At 61.2% G+C, this 18,050-nt stretch carries 16 protein-coding genes; 7 read left to right on the top strand and 9 right to left on the bottom strand.

The window, feature by feature from the left end:
* Positions 1-52: 52 nt before the first annotated feature.
* Entirely contained in the window at positions 53-967 is a 915-nt protein-coding gene (ldcA, locus tag ABLX76_RS04660) for a muramoyltetrapeptide carboxypeptidase (protein ID WP_348874097.1), read from the bottom strand.
* A 175-nt stretch (positions 968-1,142) separates the two neighbouring features.
* Between ldcA and emtA the strand changes: the two genes are divergently transcribed.
* Complete coding sequence (gene emtA / locus ABLX76_RS04655) at positions 1,143-1,754, top strand: membrane-bound lytic murein transglycosylase EmtA (RefSeq protein WP_048335997.1); 612 nt, start codon at positions 1,143-1,145, stop codon at positions 1,752-1,754.
* Positions 1,755-1,795: 41 nt separating this feature from the next.
* Here emtA and ABLX76_RS04650 read toward each other — a convergent pair whose 3' ends face one another.
* Positions 1,796-3,916: a TonB-dependent siderophore receptor gene (locus ABLX76_RS04650; RefSeq protein ID WP_348874095.1), complete on the bottom strand. Its 2,121-nt coding sequence runs from the start codon at positions 3,914-3,916 to the stop codon at positions 1,796-1,798.
* Between the two features lie 255 nt (positions 3,917-4,171).
* The gene (locus ABLX76_RS04645) at positions 4,172-5,905 is read right to left on the bottom strand and encodes an alpha,alpha-trehalase (RefSeq protein WP_023290200.1); all 1,734 of its coding nucleotides are present in this window, start codon (positions 5,903-5,905) and stop codon (positions 4,172-4,174) included.
* 486 nt (positions 5,906-6,391) lie between these two features.
* Here ABLX76_RS04645 and ABLX76_RS04640 point away from each other — a divergent pair, with 486 nt between their 5' ends.
* From ABLX76_RS04640 to ABLX76_RS04615, 6 genes are all read left to right on the top strand, one after another.
* On the top strand, positions 6,392-7,831 hold the full coding sequence (locus tag ABLX76_RS04640; RefSeq protein WP_004180417.1) for a circularly permuted type 2 ATP-grasp protein: 1,440 nt from the start codon (positions 6,392-6,394) through the stop codon (positions 7,829-7,831).
* A complete protein-coding gene (locus ABLX76_RS04635; protein WP_002910835.1) occupies positions 7,825-8,754 on the top strand; it encodes an alpha-E domain-containing protein in 930 nt (309 codons plus the stop codon). The genes ABLX76_RS04640 and ABLX76_RS04635 overlap by 7 nt, the downstream gene beginning before the upstream one ends.
* A complete protein-coding gene (locus ABLX76_RS04630; protein ID WP_032453344.1) occupies positions 8,751-9,566 on the top strand; it encodes a transglutaminase family protein in 816 nt (271 codons plus the stop codon). The genes ABLX76_RS04635 and ABLX76_RS04630 overlap by 4 nt, the downstream gene beginning before the upstream one ends.
* Before the next feature lie 16 nt (positions 9,567-9,582).
* On the top strand, positions 9,583-10,329 hold the full coding sequence (locus tag ABLX76_RS04625) for a proteasome-type protease (protein ID WP_032453343.1): 747 nt from the start codon (positions 9,583-9,585) through the stop codon (positions 10,327-10,329).
* 423 nt (positions 10,330-10,752) lie between these two features.
* Entirely contained in the window at positions 10,753-11,739 is a 987-nt protein-coding gene (locus ABLX76_RS04620) for a fatty acid desaturase (protein ID WP_075206765.1), read from the top strand.
* Positions 11,732-12,532, top strand: a complete 801-nt coding sequence (locus ABLX76_RS04615; RefSeq protein WP_348874093.1) for a PhnD/SsuA/transferrin family substrate-binding protein — start codon at positions 11,732-11,734, stop codon at positions 12,530-12,532. Before ABLX76_RS04620 ends, ABLX76_RS04615 begins: the two co-directional genes overlap by 8 nt.
* 47 nt (positions 12,533-12,579) lie before the next feature.
* On the opposite strand, the gene ABLX76_RS04610 is transcribed toward ABLX76_RS04615, so the two are convergent.
* The 6 genes from ABLX76_RS04610 to ABLX76_RS04585 form a co-directional block, all read right to left on the bottom strand.
* Positions 12,580-13,923 carry an LLM class flavin-dependent oxidoreductase gene (locus tag ABLX76_RS04610; RefSeq protein WP_348874217.1) on the bottom strand — a complete coding sequence of 448 codons (1,344 nt, stop codon included), beginning with the start codon at positions 13,921-13,923 and terminating at the stop codon, positions 12,580-12,582.
* A 58-nt stretch (positions 13,924-13,981) separates the two neighbouring features.
* Positions 13,982-14,881: an ABC transporter substrate-binding protein gene (locus ABLX76_RS04605; RefSeq protein WP_087848626.1), complete on the bottom strand. Its 900-nt coding sequence runs from the start codon at positions 14,879-14,881 to the stop codon at positions 13,982-13,984.
* A gap of 61 nt (positions 14,882-14,942) precedes the next feature.
* A complete protein-coding gene (locus tag ABLX76_RS04600; protein ID WP_023290193.1) occupies positions 14,943-15,611 on the bottom strand; it encodes an ABC transporter permease in 669 nt (222 codons plus the stop codon).
* Complete coding sequence (locus ABLX76_RS04595; RefSeq protein WP_023290192.1) at positions 15,611-16,240, bottom strand: ABC transporter permease subunit; 630 nt, start codon at positions 16,238-16,240, stop codon at positions 15,611-15,613. The genes ABLX76_RS04600 and ABLX76_RS04595 overlap by 1 nt, the downstream gene beginning before the upstream one ends.
* Complete coding sequence (locus ABLX76_RS04590; RefSeq protein ID WP_348874091.1) at positions 16,233-17,321, bottom strand: ABC transporter ATP-binding protein; 1,089 nt, start codon at positions 17,319-17,321, stop codon at positions 16,233-16,235. Before ABLX76_RS04590 ends, ABLX76_RS04595 begins: the two co-directional genes overlap by 8 nt.
* A 437-nt stretch (positions 17,322-17,758) precedes the next feature.
* A complete protein-coding gene (locus tag ABLX76_RS04585) occupies positions 17,759-17,881 on the bottom strand; it encodes a hypothetical protein (protein ID WP_226453181.1) in 123 nt (40 codons plus the stop codon).
* Positions 17,882-18,050 lie beyond the last annotated feature (169 nt).

Below are 18,050 nucleotides of genomic sequence, written 5' to 3'. Positions count from 1 at the left end.
AGTGACACTATTTTAACAATTCGCAGGGGATCCGCCTATGCGTCTGACAAATTTATTCTGCCAGCACCGGGTGGCCGCTGATTGTCAGGGTGGTGGCCGCCGCCTGATTCACCAGCCGCGCGCGCGCCCCCAGCGGCAGGGTCACCGTGCGCTGCTCGTGACCAAACTCCAGTCCGCTAATCATCGGTACGGAGAGCTGCTGGCGCAGGTAATCAAAGACCTGCGGCAGGTCGTATCCCGCGTCATAGTCGTTCGGCGTGCCGCCGGTGAAGCTGCCGAAGATCACCGCCTTCTGCGCCGCCAGTACGCCGCTGTGCAACAGCTGAAGCAGCATGCGTTCGACGCGGAACGGGTGCTCATTGATATCCTCCACCACCAGGATGCCGTCGCGGATCGCCGGCAGCCACGGGGTGCCGATAAGCGAGGTCAGCATCGCCAGATTCCCGCCCCACAGGGTGCCTTCCACCCGGCAGTTCGGCCCTTCGCCCGGCCATTCGAGGGTGAATTCCGGCTGGCGCATCGCCTGCCAGAAATGGTGTTCGGTAAACGGATCGAGGGTCTCCGCGCCGAAGTTGCCCGCGAGCATCGGCCCGCTGAAGGTGACGACATTGCCCAGGGCCAGCAGGCCCGACTGGATGGCGGTGAAATCGCTGTGGCCGCAAATCAGCAGCGGGTCGCGCTGCTGGCGGGCAATCAGCCCCTGCCAGTCGATATGCGGCAGCAGACGACTGGCGCCGTAGCCGCCGCGCACCGCGAGGACGATCCGGTTGCGCCCGGGCAGCTGGGCAAGCTGGTTAATATCGGCCAGCCGTTCATGTTCAGTCCCGGCGAAACGCTGCAGCCGGCGGGGAATGACCTGCTGGTGGGCCACCTCGTGTCCGGCCTGCTGCAGACGCTCGACGCCGCGGGCCGCCGCTTGCTGGTTGATGCAATAACCGGATGGCGCGACCAGATAAAACTGAGACATGATAATTCCTTGCTATGAATGAAAGGGTTATGATGCCGCCTGGAATGGCGATTGTCATCTCCAGGTGGCTAACTTCAATCCGCACCCGTCATCCTTCTGGCTGTCGGCGGGCGGGGGTCGTACCGCTGCCGTCGTTCTGCAGCATGATGGCGTTTGGGTAGATAAGGATAGATGTGTGAAATTGAGATGGTTGCTTATTTTAGTCGTTTTTCTGGCCGGTTGTAGTTCGAAACATGATTACACCAATCCGCCGTGGAACCCCGAGGTCCCGGTGAAGCGGGCGATGCAGTGGATGCCGATCAGTGAAAAAGCCGGCGCCGCCTGGGGCGTGGATCCGCAGCTGATCACGGCGATCATCGCCATCGAGTCGGGCGGTAACCCTGCAGTAGTGAGTAAATCCGGCGCCGTCGGGCTGATGCAGCTTAAGCCGTCGACCTCCGGACGCGATGTCTATCGGCGGATGGGCTGGCGCGGCGAGCCGTCGGTCAGTGAGCTGAAAAACCCGGAACGGAATATCTCGATGGGGGCCGCCTATCTGAGCATTCTGGAAAACGGCCCGCTGGCGGGGATCAAAGACCCGCAGGTGATGCGCTATGCGGTGGTGGTCTCCTACGCCAACGGCGCGGGCGCGCTGTTGCGCACCTTCTCGTCAAACCGGCAGGACGCCATCGACGAGATTAACGATCTCGACGCCGATGAGTTCTTCGAGCATGTGGTGAAAAAACACCCGGCTCCGCAGGCGCCGCGCTATATCTGGAAGCTGCAGAAAGCGCTGGATGCCATGTAATCCCTCGTTTGGCCTCCGGGAGTCTCCCGGAGGCCACGTCCTCAGAAATCGTAGCCGACGGTAGCCATCACGCTGCGCTCTGCTCCCCAGTAGCAGTTGCCGGTGCCGTAGCAGCCGGAAACGTATTCACGATTGCCGATATTGTTGGCGTTAACCTGCACATAAGCGCCTTTCAGCCCCGGCGACCAGACGCCGAGGTCGGCCCGCATCATGGCATCTATCAACGTCACCGACGGCAGCCGCGCGGTGTTGGCATCATCCGCCCACTGTTTGCCGATGTAGCGGACGCCGGCGCCCACCGAGATCCCCGCCGGGAACTGATAGCGCGCCCAGAAGGAGGCCATCTGATCCGGGGTCAGCTGCGGCGTGTTGTTGTCGGTACCGTCCTTAGTGTCCTGGAAGCGCAGACGATTCCAGGTATACGAGGCGATAGTGCTCAGCTGCGGCGTGATCTGATGGTGCGCTTCCAGTTCGACGCCCTGGGAATGCACTTTCCCCGCAGGAATATAGGTGGCGGTGGCGATGTTCGGGTCGCGGGTGGCGACATCCTTTTGCGTCAGGTCGTAAATCGCGATGCTGTAGAGGTCGCTGCTGCCCGGCGGCTGGAACTTCAGGCCGGCTTCAAACTGTTCGGCGGTGGTCGGTTTCAATGGTTTGCCATCCGCGCCGGGCAGCATCGCCGGGGTAATCGCCTGACTGTAGCTCAGATAGGGTGAAAGCCCGTTGTCCAGAGCATACAACAGCGAGGCGCGGCCGCTGATATGATCGTCTGAACGGCGGTTCGAGGTGCCCTGGGTGTCGCTGACCTGCTGGGAAACGATGCGGTCATAGCGGGCGGAAACATCCATATGCCAGCGGTCCCAGACCATCTCATCCTGTAGATACAGCCCGGTCTGGTAATAGCGGCGATTATTGTCATCGCTGTAGGTCACGGTATGCCCGGTCTGGGCGGTATAGCCGGTAAACGGGTTAAGCGGCGCCGCGCCGCCGGCGCCGGTCCACAGATCGTTGCGGAAGCGATGATATTCGGCGCCGAGGATCAGGGTATGCGCCAGATCGCCAGTGTTGAAATCGGCGCGCAGGCGGTTATCGGTTGACCAGCCGTCCAGCGAACCGCGCGAGCCGCTGTAGCTGCGGGCCAGCCTATCGCTGTCATCTATCCAGCCGACCTGGTAGACCTGATCGAGGGAGACGTTGGTGTGGGTGTAGCTCCCGGCGGAATAGACCGACCAGACGTCGGTGAACTGGTGGTCAAACTCATAGCTGTAGATCTGCTGACGGCGCTGATAGCCATCTCCCGGATCGCCCTCGTTGGTGCTGGTGGAGAGCTTACGGCCATTGTGCGCGAAGCGGGTGCCGTCCAGCGGCAAAGAGCCATGATAGCCGCCGGAAGGATCTTTTTGCAGATAGGCGCGCAGCAGCAGCGAGGTGTCGCTGTCCGGCTGCCACAGCAGGGAAGGCGAAATGGCGTAGCGCTCTTCGCGGGTATGGTCATACTGCGTGTCGCTGCTGCGGGTCATACCGATCAGCCGCCATGCCCACTGCTCATTGATGGCGTCGGTGTAATCGAAGGCCGCGCCTTTGGTATTTTGCGTTCCGCCAGTCAGGCGGACGTGGCCCTGTTGACTGAACTGCGGGCGCTTGGAGGTCAGGTTGACCACGCCACCCGGCACGCTTTGCCCGTAGAGCGCGGAGGAGGGGCCGCGGATCACATCGACGCGTTCGATAAACCATGGGTCGATCTGCACAACGTTATGGCTGCCGCCGTCGCTCATCAGGCGCATGCCGTCGAGGAACAGGTTATCGACGTCGCCGCCGTGGTAGCCGCGCAGGGAGATGGCGTCAAACCGGGTGGCGCCGCCGCCGAAGCTGGAGTAGACCCCTGGGGTATATTCCAGCGCCTGGCTGATGGTATTCGCCCCCTGATCCGCCATCTGCTGGCGGGTGACAACCGACACCGACTGGGCGGTGGTGATTAACGGCTGGTCGGTTTTCGTCGCCCCGAGCGAGGTGCTGGCGCTATAGCCTTCAGTCGGCGCGCTGGCAGACGCCGGCGGGCTGGCCGTCACCACCACCGTTTCTTCGGCCTGCGCGGTGAAGGGAAGTGCGACCGCGAGGGCGTACAGCAGCCCCGGGCGTTTTCGAAAAATAGCCACGTTCATAAGATCATCCTGAACCAGCGCGGTCTGGTACTCCTGTACGCCGCCGCGGGAAAAACGAATCTGTCATTATTCGTTAAAAAGTAATGCGAATTATTATTGTTTGTATTTGTGCAATCAAGCGAAAAGGTGACCTGTTCAGCGCGAGGGGGTGGAGAGGTGTTTCCCGCGAGCCGCAGAATGGGCCTGCGCGGGAGGGTCGTGACCAGGGAGACCGCTTCACCCCTACCGATTTTGGTAGGGGGAAGCGGAACAGCGTCAGGAGCCGGTCTTTTGCGGTGCCGCAGGGGCGGGGTCGTTAGCGGCGGGTTTGTCCTGTAGTGAAGGCGTTGTCGCCGGACGGGTGGCGGGCAGCGCATCGCAGGGTTTCTCCTGCGGGCAGATCAGGTCCAGCATCTTAAGGGTGACGCCGTTGGTCCAGCCAAAACCGTCCTGCAGTGGATATTCCCCACCGCCGCCGCCGGTGCCGGTCGAACTCACATCATACTTCTCCACCAGTTTTTGTTTGCTGTCATAGGTATGCTGCACGTTGGTCAGGAAACGCCAGCTGACCTCCATGGCGATCTTCTGCTGGCCATAGTTTTGCAGCCCCTCGACGGCCACCCACTGCAGCGGCGCCCAGCCGTTGGGAGCGTCCCACTGCTGGCCGCTGTTGACGGTGGTGGTGGTCAGCCCGCCGGGTTTGAGCAGCCGCGACTCGGCGGCGGCCGCCACTTTCGTCGCCCGCTCGCGTGACGCGGCATTGACGTACAGCGGGAACAGCGCCGCGGCGGTCAGCTGATTGCGCACCTTGTGGCTTTTCAGATCGTAATCGGCGTACCACCCCTCTTTTTCATTCCACAGGTATTTCTCGATAGCCTGCTGGCGGGTGTTGGCCAGCGCATCGTACCGCGTAGCGCCGGCGCTGTCCCCCGCAGCTTTACTGGCGCGGGCGAGGGTTTTCTCCAGATGGAACATCAGGGCATTGAGATCGACCGGGACAATCGAGGTGGTGCGAATGGTGGCAAGCTGCTGCGGATTGTCCATCCAGCGGGAGCTGAAATCCCAGCCGGAAGCGGCGGCGGAGCGCAGGTCGCGATAGATCTCGGTGGCCGGACGATTCGGGTTGCTTTTGGCGGTTTTGACGTCGTCAAGCCAGGACTCGGGGCGCGGGGTGTCGTTATCGTCCCAGTAGCGGTTGAGCAGCGCGCCATCGGCCATCCGCACCGCCCGTTTGTCGGCGCTGCCGGGAGCCAGCGCGTCCGCCCCGGCCATCCAGTAGCGATACTCTTTCTCCAGCTGCGGCTGGTAGGTTTTCAGCACCTGGTCGCCATCGTGCGTCGCCAGCAGGCTTACCATAAAGGAGAAGAAGGGGGGCTGCGAACGGCTGAGGTAATAGGTGCGGTTACCGTTGGGGATATGGCCCCAGGTGTCAATTTCCGCGGCGAAGTTGGCGACCATATCTTCGACTTTATCCCAGTGACCGCTTTCGGCAAGACCCAGCATGGTGAAATAGCTGTCCCAGTAATAGACTTCGCGAAAGCGTCCTCCGGGGACCACGTAGGGCTTAGGCAGCGGCAGCAGCGAGTCCCACTTTTCCACCTCGACGGTGCTGCGGGTCAGGACCGGCCACAGGCCGTCGATATGCTGACGCAGGGTTTGCCCTTTGGGCGGCACATAGGTGTCGTTCTCTTTCGGCAGCGTGAAGTTCAGCTCGACGAAGTGGCGCAGGTCGAAGCTGGCCTGGTTTTTTTGCATCCGGTAATCGGCAAGGATCATCAGCGGATCGCTGTTAGGGATCGCGTCGGCGAAGGTTTTTTGATCGGCAAAGAGCTTCGCGCTCTGGACATCATTGAACAACGGGCCCAGCAGAATATCCGGCGAGGGTGGCGGCGCGGTTTTGCCGTCTTCCGCCTGGACATTCAGGCTCATCAGGGCGAGCAGGGCGCCGCCGATCGCCAGGCGCAGGGAACAGGGCAAAGCAGCGGGACGATGTGCATCAGTACTCGTCATGGGGAGTTCTCCTTATCATTATCGACTGCGGGCCACGACGTTTGGCCATCCAAAAACCTTAGACGAATATCTGCCGCTGCGCGTGTCAGGGGTAACATTTTGCGCGAAAACAGAGGATTTACCTGCCTGGTTTTCTGCTACAACCGCCGGGAACGCGATTAGTCTTACAGACAAGCCAGCGCGCCCGGGCCACTGGCCACGGCGCGCTGGAGGCGAATACCAGCGGATCGAGAAGGGTTGTGAGGCCCGGCCTGCGGCACACTGGCTGACGGCGCTGGCGTCCACCATGGCGCAAAAATCGTCGCCCTGCCTCACGACGGTGCAACCGCAGGCGGGCGCAGGCGGCCATTGTGGCGATTTTTTGCACAATCAGACGGCGGGTCAGAACCGATTTGCACAACGCCGCGGCGGCGGATGACCTGGCATAATTAATGCTTATCTCTTACCGGGATTACCACAAAGTGAGTACAACCGGAGGAGACGGCCATGATAAAAATAACGCTTCCTGACGGGCATTATTATGACGAGATGCTGACCGCCCAGGGTGAACAGCGGCCGCACTATAATGCCTGGTGGCAATGGTTTCGCAACACCGATCAATTCTCTATCCGGCAGAAAAAAGCGCAAGCGGAACTGCTCTTTCACCGTATCGGCATCACTTTTAACGTTTACGGCGAGGATGAAGGGACCGAGCGGCTGATCCCGTTTGACAGCGTGCCGCGGATCATCCCCGCCGGGGAGTGGCAGCGCATTGACCGCGGTATACGCCAGCGGGTGAAAGCGCTGAACGCTTTTCTCTATGACATCTATCATGAGCAGAATATCCTGCGTGCGGGGCTGATCCCGGCCGAACAGGTGCTGGCCAACGAGCAGTATCAGCCGTGCATGCAGGGCATCAACCTGCCAAACAACACCTATGCCCATATCACCGGCGTCGATATGGTGCGCAATAACGACGGTCAGTACTACGTGCTGGAGGATAATCTGCGCACGCCGTCCGGTGTCTCCTACATGCTCGAAAACCGTAAGATGATGATGCGCCTCTATCCGGAGATGTTCGAGCAGCATCACATTGCGCCGGTGGAGCGCTACCCGAGCTACCTCCTGCAGACCCTGCGCGAAAGTTCGCTGGTGGATGATCCCTGCGTCGTGGTGATGACGCCGGGTCGCTTCAACAGCGCCTACTTCGAGCACAGCTTCCTGGCGCAGCAGATGGGGGTCGAGCTGGTGGAAAGCGCCGACCTGTTTATTAAAAACGGCGCGGTGTATATGCGCACCACCGAGGGGCCGCGGCGGGTGGATGTGATTTATCGCCGCATCGATGACGCCTGGCTCGACCCGCTGGCCTTCCGCGCCGATTCGATGCTCGGCGTACCGGGGCTGCTGTCCGTTTATCGCGCCGGCGGCGTGGTGCTGGCCAACGCCATCGGCACCGGGGTGGCCGACGACAAATCGATCTACCCGTACGTCCCGGAGATGATCCGCTTTTACCTCGGCGAACAGCCGATCCTCAGCAATATCCCCACCTGGCAGTGCCGGAAAGCGGAGGACCTGCGCTACGTGCTGAGCAATCTGGAGCTGATGGTGGTCAAGGAGGTCCATGGCGCCGGGGGCTACGGCATGCTGGTCGGCCCGCGTTCCACCAAAGAAGAGCGGGAGGCCTTCCGCCAGCGCCTGCTGGCCAATCCGGCCAACTATATCGCCCAGGACACCCTCGCGCTGTCGACCTGCCCGACCTTCGTTGATGAAGGGCTGTCGCCGCGGCATATCGATTTACGCCCCTACGTACTGTCCGGGCAGGAGATGCGGCTGGTGCCTGGCGGCCTGACCCGCGTGGCGCTGACCGAAGGGTCGCTGGTGGTCAACTCGTCGCAGGGCGGCGGAACCAAGGATACCTGGGTGATGGAGGATGACGCATCATGCTAAGTCGTACGGCGAGTGAACTGTTCTGGATGGCCCGCTATCTTGAGCGGGCGGAGAGCTACGCCCGGGTGCTGGACGTGACCTGGAAATTATCAATGATCCCCCGCCACAGTCAGCAGTCGCGGGATCTGGCGCTGCCGCTAAATTTGTCGATGACCCACGAGCTGTTTCAGGCGCGCCACGCCCGCTTTACCATGAGCAATCTGCTCAACTTTTTTGCCCTCGATGGCAACAACCCCTGCAGTATTTACAGCTGCGTGGAGATGGCGTGGAACAACGCGCACGCGGTGCGCGGCAGTCTGTCGGCCGAAGTGTGGGAGAGCATCAATGCCACCCGCATCGAGCTGCGAACCCTCCGCCAGCAGGGGCTGGGCGAGCTGGGGAGCGACGGCTTTTTCGAGTGGGTGAAAGAGCGGGTGCATCTGTTTCGCGGGGCGGTGATTGGCACGCTGCTGCGCAACGACGCCCTGAGCTTTATCGGTATCGGCACGCTGATCGAGCGTGCGTTCGCCACCACCCAGCTGCTGCTGATTAAGGATCAACAGCTGACCAACGATCCGGACCCGGTGCGCGAATACTACCGGCTGGATACCCTGCTCAATGCGGTCAGCGCCCGCGAAGCATACAACAGCCTCTACCGCCAGCCGGTCAGTCGCGAAACGGTGATGGAGCTGCTGATCCTGCGTAACGATATTCCACGTTCGCTGCGCGCCAGCATTGCCGACCTGGTGGGCGAACTGGAGAAGATCGCCAACGATCGCTCCTATCAGCCGCTGCGCCTCGCCCATCAGCTCAACGTTGACCTGCGCTTCAGCACCCGTGACGACCTGGCGCAGGCGGACCTGCAGACCACGCTTAACGGACTGCTGGCGAGAATTAACGCCCTGTCCGACAGCATCAGACAAACCTATCTGGAGGCCTTATGAAACTGGTCATCGATCATCTCACCCGCTACGGCTACGATGAAGAAGTGAAGTTTTCCACCCAGTATCTGCGCCTGACGCCGCGCAGCACCGGACGGCAGACCATCACCGCCTGGACGCTGACCCTGCCGGACGGCGCGGCGGTGACCACCACCGACGGCTGGGGCAATGTGCTGCATGTGCTGACGCTGGATAACCCGCACAAAGAGATCACCATCCGCGCCAGCGGGATTGTCGATATCGCCGACGAGGGGGAAGAGACGCGTGATGAAGAGGCCGAGCTGCTGTCGCCGCTGGTTTTTCTGCGCTCTACGCCGCTGACCCGCGCCGATACGGCGATCCGCGAGTTTGCCCAGCGCCTCTATCGTCCCGATGCGGCGGAAGAGAGTTTGAATCAACTGATGGCGGATCTGCTGTTAAGAATGCCATACTCCCCCGGCGCGACCCAGGTGCAGGACTCCGCTGCCGACGCCTTCGCCCGGGCGAAGGGAGTGTGCCAGGATCATACCCATGTTTTTCTCGCCTGCTGCCGGGCGCTGGATATCCCGGCGCGCTACGTCAGCGGCTATGTCTACAGCGATAACGCCCAGCATGTGGCGATGCATGCCTGGGCGGAAGTGTGGCTCGACGGCCGCTGGCTGTCGTTTGATATCACCAATAATACCCGTCGTCTGAATCAGCATCTGCGGCTGGCGACCGGGCTGGATTATCTCGACGCCTGCCCGGTACGGGGCACCCGGTTGGGCGGCGGCGGGGAGATTATGTTAACCAACGCTGAAGTGCGCGAACACAGTCAGCAGGCGCAGCAGCAATAATACGGGAATAACCGCAATGACCTACTGTGTGGCCATGTGCCTGGCGGATGGACTGGTGTTTGCTTCCGACTCCCGCACCAACGCGGGCGTCGACCATATTGCCACTTTTAAAAAGCTGCACGTTTTCCATCAGGAAGGGGAACGGGTGCTGGTGCTGCAATCCGCCGGCAACCTGGCCACCACCCAGAGCGTGATAAGCCTGCTCAGCGCGCGGATCCGTACCCAGCAGGAGCCGAACCTGATGCAGGTAACTTCCCTCTACGACGCCGCCATGCTGATCGGGAAAACGCTGCTGGAGGTGATCCAGCGCGACAGCAGCAACCAGCAAAACTGCAGTAACACCAACTTCAACTGCAACCTGCTGCTTGGCGGCCAGATCGCCGGTGAAACCCATCGTCTGTTCCATATTTATCCGGAGGGTAACTTTATTGAAGCCACCCGCGACACGCCTTATTTCCAGATTGGCGAAAGCAAATACGGCAAGCCGATCATCGATCGGGTGCTGACCATCGATACGCCGCTGGAGCAGGCGATGTGCTGCGCGTTGATCTCCATTGACTCGACGCTGCGCAGTAATCTGTCCGTCGGTCTGCCGCTGGATACGCTGCTCTACCGCAGCGGCAGCCTGAGCAGCGCCGGGCAGCATCGCATCACCGACAGCGATCCCTACTTCAACCGCATCCGCAAGGCGTGGTCGGAAGGGCTGTTGCACACCTTCCGGACCCTGCCGACCTGGACCCCAGCGGAGCGGGAAGAGGAGTAGTCTCTGCGCCGCCCCGCCGGCCACGCCGGCGCGAAGGCGGATAAGGCGCCAGCCTCCAGCGGGCAAGAAAGGGGGGTACGTTGCCTGCTGTGGATTGCCGGGCGGCGCTGCGCTAACACCGGCCTCCAGTGACCGGGGATCGACGTTCATCCCGTAGGCCCGGCAAGCTTAGCGCCGCCGGGCGATGGGCCATCATAACCAAATGGTGGTCGCAGCGAACGTCTCCTCTTAACTCATGCCACGGCTGTCAGAATCCCACGCTATTTGCACGCCATCGACCCGTTGCGCCGTGGACGGCATTCTCTGAGTCATGCGGAACGTAAACGCGCTTTTTGGCAAAGCTAAGTAAATTAAATACTTTGTTATTTAACGTGTTATCTCACATCTTCGGAGGGAATGAGGCAACACGGCAAGGTATGGGAAGTGACGGAAAAGAAGACGGCTGTCTATGTGGATGACCAACAGCGCATCCTGATCCGCCAGCTGGCGCGCAGCTGGCTGTGGCGTAGCGAGCTGCCGACCTGGCTGCTGATTGTGACGGTTTACGGCGGCTGGTTTGCCTGCGTGACGAGCTGGCGGACGCTGGGACTGTTTCCGGCCACGCTGCTGCTAATCTGGTTTACCGCCTGGTATATGTCCTTACAGCATGAGCTGATCCACGGGCATCCCACCCGGCTGGCATGGTTCAACCAGCTGCTGGGGACGCTGCCGCTGGCGGTCTGGTATCCCTACGGCGTCTACCGCGACAGCCATCTGGCGCACCATCGCAACCATCTGCTGACGCACCCCGAGGACGACCCCGAGTCGTACTATGTGACGGCGGAAAGCTGGCAGCGCTTCTCTGCCTGGCAGCGCCGCCTTATCCACCTGCGCAATACCTTCTGGGGGCGTCTGCTGCTGGCGCCGCTGATGGATATCGTTCACACCCTGCGTAGCGCGCTGCGGGCTTTCCGCGCTGGCGACCGCCGCGCCATCGCCATGTGGAGCCTGCATCTGTTTCTGTTGACGGGTCTGCTGGCCTGGATGGCGGCGCAGGGTTTTTCCCCGCTGTGGTTTGTGCTGGCGGTGAGCTACCCGGCGCTGGCCCTGACCAAAGTGCGCTCTTTTCTCGAACACCGGGCCGCGGATGACCCGCTGGCCCGCTCGGTGATCAACGAGGCCGGGCTCCCCTGGCGGGTGCTGTTCCTCAATCTCAACTACCATGCGGTACATCATGACCTGCCAGGGGTCCCCTGGTACGCTTTACGTCGGCTGTATCTGCATCGTCAGGCGGCTTATCTGCAGCGTAATCAGGGGTTCCTGGTACGTGGTTACGGTGAGTGGCGACGCCATTTTAGCCGCCGGGCGGTGGCGGTGAACGCCCATCCAGGCTTTGGCGAACAGGCGCAGGCGGGAGGAGAACATGGCTGAACGTATGACCTTTCCCATGTATGCCATCCACCGACAACAGACCCAGGCCCTGTGGCTGGCGGTGCAGTCGCTGCTGGCTGAACGCGGCGTGAGGGTGGCGGAGGACCCTCCGGCGGCCGATCCCGAGGATCTGCTGGCCCACTGGCGCCAGCCGGGGCTGTTGCTGAGCCAGACCTGTGGCTATCCGCTGGTGACCCAGCTGCCGGAGGTGCAGACGGTGGGCTGCTTCCACTACGCCGCGCCCGGTTGCGAGGGGCGCCGCTACCGCAGCCTGCTGGTGGTTCGCGAAGCGGATAGTCACCGGATGCTGGCGGACTTTTTTGGCCGCCGCGCGGTGTGCAATGCCGAGCACTCGCAGTCTGGCTACAACGTGCTGCGCAAAATGGTCGCGCCGCTCTCCCGGCAGGGGCGATATTTTTCGGCGGTGGTGTTCAGCGGCAGCCATCGGCAGTCGCTGCGCGAGCTGCAGCAGGAAAACGCCGATATCGCCGCCATCGACTGCGTGACCTACGCTCTGCTGCAGCGCCATCAGCCGCAGGCCCTGGCAGGCCTGGCGGCGATCGGCTGGAGCCCGGCCGCGCCAGGCCTGCCGCTGATCACCGCCGGCGCCACCCCGGCGGCGACGCTGAACAGCCTGCGCGAGGCGCTCCAGCAGCTGGTGAGCGATGCGCGCTATCGTCCCCTGTGCGACGCCTTGCTGATCTGCGGCTATAGCGATATGTCGCGGGAGGCCTATGCTCCGCTGCTGGCGTGGCGGGATGAGGCCGCGGCGCTGGGGGTCAGTCAGCTGTAGGTAAAATGCCCCGGCCAGCGATCTGCGCCGGGGCGGGCCATGGCAAGCTACGGCGTCGGCGGTAACGCGGGGCGGGACGGGGCGGTGAAGCGGTTTTCCACCGCCGGCAGACCGAGCTTTTCACGCAGGGTGCCGGGCGGATAGCGGTCGCGCATGACGCCGTTACGCTGCAGAAGCGGCACCACCTGGTCAATAAAGCGGTCAAAGTCTCCCGGCAGCAGCGGGAACATCAGGTTGAACCCATCGGCGGCGCCCGCCTGCCAGGTCTCCGTTAAGGTGGCGGCAATCTCCTCGGCGCTGCCCAGCAGCAGCCAGCTATCAGAACTCTGTAATAACAACTTCCCCAACTCCAGCAGGGTGAGCTGCGGATCGTACTGGCGGATAAGCTTCAGCGCGGTACGGATGCCGTCAAAGCTCTCCTCATCGGGGAGCGGCGGCAGAGGTTGGTCCCGCGGCAGGGCGCTGAGATCCATTCGAAGATAAGAGGAGAGCAGATCGATAGCCATCTGGTCGCTCATGAGCTGCTCGTTAAGCTGCTGGCGGGCCGCCTTCTCCTCGCCGGAGTTCACCACCACCGGCAGGACCCCGGCGATGATTTTGAAATGGGCCGGATCGCGCCCGTGCTGGCGCAGCCGCTGGTTCATCTCTTCGCGATAGGCCAGCCCCTCGGCGACCGAATGAATAAACACGAAGTGCATATCAGACCAGGCGGCGGCCAGCGCTTTTCCCGCCTCCGAAGAGCCGGCCTGCACCAGCAGCGGATGGCCCTGCGGCGGGCGAGGTACGTTGAGCGGGCCGCGGACACGGAAGTACTCGCCCTGATAGTCGAGGTGATGCACCTTGTCGGCATCGGCGAAGACTCCGCGCGCTTTATCAAAGATTGCCGCGCCATCTTCCCAGGAATCCCACAGGCGAGTGACCACGTCGATGAATTCATTGGCCCGCTGGTAGCGGGTGCCGTGGCGGGTAAGCTGCTCCAGACCGAAGTTTGCCGCTTCTTCTTCCAGCCATGACGTCACCACATTCCAGCTTGCCCGGCCATTGCTGAGGAAATCCAGCGAGGCAAAGTACCGGGCGAGATTATAGGGTTCGTTATAGGAGGTCGACGCGGTGGCCATCAGGCCGATATGCTCCGTTACCGCGGCGAGGGCGGAGAGCAGCGTCAGTGGTTCAAGCCGGGCGTTGGCATAGTGGCTCAGGCCGCTGGGCACCGTATCCCACACCGCGATATGGTCAGCGACAAAGATAGCGTCCAGGGTCGCCGCTTCGGCCTTACGCGCCAGGCTGGCGTAATAGTCGAGGGTAAATATGTCCGCTTCAGGCGCGTCAGGGTGGCGCCAGGAGAAACGGTAATCCCCCTGTGGGTTATAAAAGAAGAGGTTCAGGATCATGTGTCGGTTAGACATAGTATAGACTCGCGGCTGAACGCCATCCGTGGCGGGGTGACGGTCAGTGTTGGGATAGGTTGGCATTAACCCACTGTTCGGCGACGGCCGCCGGATCTTTATGCTGGAGATCCACCTGCTGGTTGAGGGCAATCAGCGTGGCATTGTCCAGCTTGCCGGAAACCTCATTGAGCACGGCGCCTATCTCCGGCGTCAGACTGGCTTTGCGCACCAGCGGCACGACGTTCTGACTCGGTTGTTCATGTTTATCATCCTCGAGGACCACCCATTTCTCCTTCGCCAGATTGCCCTGGGTGGAGACGACCGTTGCGACGTCGATTTTGCCCGAATTGAGCGCCAGCCGGGTGAGCGGCCCACCCATGTCCAGCGATTTCACCGCTTTGAACTCAAGACCATAGACGCGCTTCAGCCCCGGCAGGCCCAGGGCGCGTACCGCCAGCTCCGGCGGTCCACCGATCACCAGCTGCGGGGCGACGGGCTTCAGGTCGGAGAGGGTACGCAGATGGTATTTCTCCGCGGTCTCGGCACGTACCGCCCAGGCGGTGATCGAGGTGGCCGGGGCCGGGTTCAGCAGGGTGAAATCGGAGGGCAGGGCCTGGGCCAGCTCTGCGCTGACGTCCTGCTGGCTGGTGGCCTCGGTTTTACCGTTATAGAAATTGAGCAGGGCGCCAAGATATTCCGGAACGATATCGATCTCACCGCTCTGCAGCGCCGGAATAATAATTTCCCGGTTGCCGAGGTTGAGACGGGTGTTGGCCTCAATATGATTTTTCTTTAGCGCGCTGGCGTAGATGTTGGCGAGAATGGAGCTTTCGGTAAAGTTGGCGCCGCCCACGGTGACGCCGGCGGCAAAGGTGTTAACGCTCAGACTGAAGAGCCCGGCGGCCAGCAGCGAGAGACGAAATCGACGGGCGGTGACGGCCTTGCCAAATAATTGCTTCATAATACCTCTTGTATTTTCAGGTTAATCAGCGCCAGGCGCTGAGGGTAATGTCAGGTGCACGCTAATAAGGCGCGGCAATTCGGCGGTGGGTCAGGCGTCCGGCGCAGCGGGCGAAAAGCAGTTCGCCGCCTATCGCCAGCAGGGAAACCACCAGCGAGCCGCCGATCACCTGCGGGATATCCCGCTGCCCGAGGCCATCGATCAGAAAACGTCCCAGCCCGCCCAGACCGGCATAGGCTGCGACTACCGCCGTGGCGATAAGCTGGACCAGCGCGGTGCGCATCCCGGCGAGGATCAGCGGCGCCGCCAGCGGGATCCGCAGCTGCCACAGGCTTTGCCAGGGGGTCATGCCCAGCGCAATGGCCGCATCGCACAGCGGGCGGTCGGCGTGATAAATCCCCACCCAGGTGTTAGTGAGAATGGGCGGAATAGAAAGCGCGATAAGCGCCGCCAGCACCGGGATATCGTTAAAGCCAAAAACGATGATGCATAATAAAATCAGCCCTAACGAAGGGATGGCGCGGCCAAGATTAAACAGGTTGATCACCACGAAGGCGCCTTTGCGCCAGTAGCCCAGGGCGATGCCGAGCGGCAGGGCAATGGCGCAGGCAACGGCCATGCTGACCAGCACGTAATAAAGGTGTTGGCCCAGGCGCAGCAGGATGCCATCGTCGCCCAGCCAGTGCTCCGGCTGGGTTAACCAGTGAAAGGTGGCGAGAAGCAGCGTCATCATTTCGTCCACGGCGTTAGCCAGTCGCCGAGACGGGCAATCAGCCCGTCAAAGACCAGCGAAAGTACAAGACTGAGGACCAGGCTGACGACAATCGGTGTCAGAAAGTCCTGATTAAAGCCCGCCATCAGCAACTGCCCGAGCCCGCCCTGACCGATCAGCGCGGTGACAGTGACCAGGCCGACCAACGTCACCGAGGCAATGCGCAGCCCGGCAAACAGAGAGGGCAGCAGCAGCCACAGCTCGATATCGAAGAAGCGGAAACCGCGGGTGTAGCCGAGCGCCCGCGCCGACTCCAGCGCCGCCTGCGGCAGCTTCTCCATGCCGGCCAGCACGTTGCGCAGCAGGATCAACAGCGAGTACAGCGTCAGGCCAATCAGCGAGGTGGTCAGCGACAGCCCGGTAAACGGCAGCAATAAAATAAACAGCGCCAGCGAGGGAATGGTAAACAGCACGCCGCAGAGGGTGATGAGCGGCTGCGCCGTCGCGGGCCAGCGCAGGGTAATGGCTAACAGGCCGCCGGTGAGCAGGGAGCCGAAAAACAGCGCCAGCAGGACCATCCGCGCATGCTGCCAGAGAAGATCGCCGATCATCGCGCGGTTATCGATAACCCAGCCCCAGTCAATCATGAGGACTCACCCCCACCGCGCCGTCGAGCACCTGCTGCAGCAGGGCGTGGGACACCGCCCCCTGGTATTGTCCTTCGCTATCCACATGCACCAGCACGCCGGTCGCCACGTCGAGCAGCGCGCTGTAGGCGAAACGCAGGCTGTGGCTGCTGGCGAGCGGGCGCTCCACCGGCAGGGTGAGACCGTGTTGCGGATCGAACCAGTGCAGCGGACGTCGCTGGCGGTCAAGCACCAGGCGCAGCGGGCTGGCCAGCGGTGGATGGGCGCTGGCGATCGGCGTCAGCGCTTCGTCGAGCAGGGGGACATCGTGACGCGGCAGCTGGCCGACCTGAATCATACCCAGCCGTTTCAGATTGGGCTCCGGGCCGATAAAGCGGCGCACGAACTCGCTCGCCGGGTGGGCCAGAATACGGTCGGGGGTATCAAACTGCGCCAGCACGCCGCCTTCCTGGAAAATGGCGATTTTATCGCCGAGGCGGATCGCTTCATTGATGTCGTGGGTCACTAATACAATGGTTTTCTGCAGCCGCTGCTGCAACAACAACAGCTCGTCCTGGAGGCGTTCACGGACCACCGGGTCGATGGCGGCGAAGGGCTCATCCATCAGTAAAATCGGCGGATCGGCGGCGATGGCGCGGGCGATGGCCACGCGTCCCTGCTGGCCGCCGGAGAGCTGATGCGGATAGCGGTGCAGCAGATGGCTGTCGAGCGACATCAGCGCTACCAGTTCGTCAATGCGCGCGCTGATGCGCGCTTTGCTCCAGCCCGCCAGCCGCGGCACAGTGGCGATATTTTGCGCCACGGTACGATGGGGAAAGAGCGCGGCGCTTTGCATCACGAAGCCGATCTGGCGGCGGACCTGGATAATATCAGCATCAGCGAGGCGGACGCCCTGAATATAGACGTCGCCGCTGTCGGGAATATCCAGCTGGTTGATCATCCGCAGGATGGTGGTTTTTCCGCAGCCGCTCGGGCCGACGAAAGTGCAGAATTCGCCATGATCAATATCCAGACTGAGGTCGCGAATGGCCGGCTGGGCGCTGCCTGAATAGGTTTTGAAAAGATGCGCTAATTTTATCATGGCGGAATTCAACACTCTGAATAATAAAGTCCTGACCCGGAAAAAGTGGCGCCGGGATCCTGGCTCAAACTACAGAGCGCCTGCAGGGAGGGCAAATACGTTATTTGCATTTGCATAGTGAAAAGCTGGTTAATCAGTTGCGGTGGAAGAGAGGCCGGGAGGTTGTTTTATGGATTTGTGATCGGCAACACAAATGACTGCCTGCCAGGCGCCGCAAAAGATAAATTGCCAGGGTTGATTTTAATCAAAGTATGACCGCCTGCGATATGGCGGAAAAAGCTGCCCCCTCCGCCGCACAAGAAAAACAAGATTGTGAATTTAATGTTTCTTTGATGTAAATAATGCCTGCGCCTTTTTCCCGCCCGCCGCCGATAAAATGTGATGCCAAACCGACTTGTCGTTAAATAATGGCGTTGATTACGTCCGCTTTTTATTCTTTACAGCATTAATTTAATTTTCGCCTTTTTTATCGCCCTGACGGCGCGGGTCGAATAGCGTACAAAAGGCGTATTTTTTATCGCCATTTTGCCGTCGATGTTATCGCCATCAATTATTTTTATCCCCGCATTCGGTTACGGCAAAAAGCGCGCAAACAACGTTAGAAATGATTTTAATTAATTGATTTTAAATGGATTATTTCGGATGGTGAATCCTGCTAATCGGCCACGGCGGAGCCTTTGTGAGAGCTCTCACATAACCCGCTAATCGCGATTTGTTACACTTTCCGCC

The sequence above is a fragment of the Klebsiella sp. JB_Kp004 genome (genome assembly GCF_040065795.1).
Lineage (GTDB): Bacteria > Pseudomonadota > Gammaproteobacteria > Enterobacterales > Enterobacteriaceae > Klebsiella > Klebsiella quasipneumoniae.
This window is presented reverse-complemented; position numbering and strand designations above follow the sequence as displayed.

Excerpts from the sequence above, each read along its gene's own strand:
- ldcA (WP_348874097.1), bottom strand. The coding sequence starts at position 967 with ATGTCTCAGTTTTATCTGGTCGCGCCATCCGGTTATTGCATCAACCAG.
- ABLX76_RS04650 (WP_348874095.1), bottom strand. The coding sequence starts at position 3,916 with ATGAACGTGGCTATTTTTCGAAAACGCCCGGGGCTGCTGTACGCCCTC.
- ABLX76_RS04645 (WP_023290200.1), bottom strand. The coding sequence starts at position 5,905 with ATGACGAGTACTGATGCACATCGTCCCGCTGCTTTGCCCTGTTCCCTG.
- ABLX76_RS04640 (WP_004180417.1), top strand. The coding sequence starts at position 6,392 with ATGATAAAAATAACGCTTCCTGACGGGCATTATTATGACGAGATGCTG.
- ABLX76_RS04635 (WP_002910835.1), top strand. The coding sequence starts at position 7,825 with ATGCTAAGTCGTACGGCGAGTGAACTGTTCTGGATGGCCCGCTATCTT.
- ABLX76_RS04630 (WP_032453344.1), top strand. The coding sequence starts at position 8,751 with ATGAAACTGGTCATCGATCATCTCACCCGCTACGGCTACGATGAAGAA.
- ABLX76_RS04625 (WP_032453343.1), top strand. The coding sequence starts at position 9,583 with ATGACCTACTGTGTGGCCATGTGCCTGGCGGATGGACTGGTGTTTGCT.
- ABLX76_RS04615 (WP_348874093.1), top strand. The coding sequence starts at position 11,732 with ATGGCTGAACGTATGACCTTTCCCATGTATGCCATCCACCGACAACAG.
- ABLX76_RS04610 (WP_348874217.1), bottom strand. The coding sequence starts at position 13,923 with ATGATCCTGAACCTCTTCTTTTATAACCCACAGGGGGATTACCGTTTC.
- ABLX76_RS04605 (WP_087848626.1), bottom strand. The coding sequence starts at position 14,881 with ATGAAGCAATTATTTGGCAAGGCCGTCACCGCCCGTCGATTTCGTCTC.
- ABLX76_RS04600 (WP_023290193.1), bottom strand. The coding sequence starts at position 15,611 with ATGACGCTGCTTCTCGCCACCTTTCACTGGTTAACCCAGCCGGAGCAC.
- ABLX76_RS04595 (WP_023290192.1), bottom strand. The coding sequence starts at position 16,240 with ATGATTGACTGGGGCTGGGTTATCGATAACCGCGCGATGATCGGCGAT.
- ABLX76_RS04590 (WP_348874091.1), bottom strand. The coding sequence starts at position 17,321 with ATGATAAAATTAGCGCATCTTTTCAAAACCTATTCAGGCAGCGCCCAG.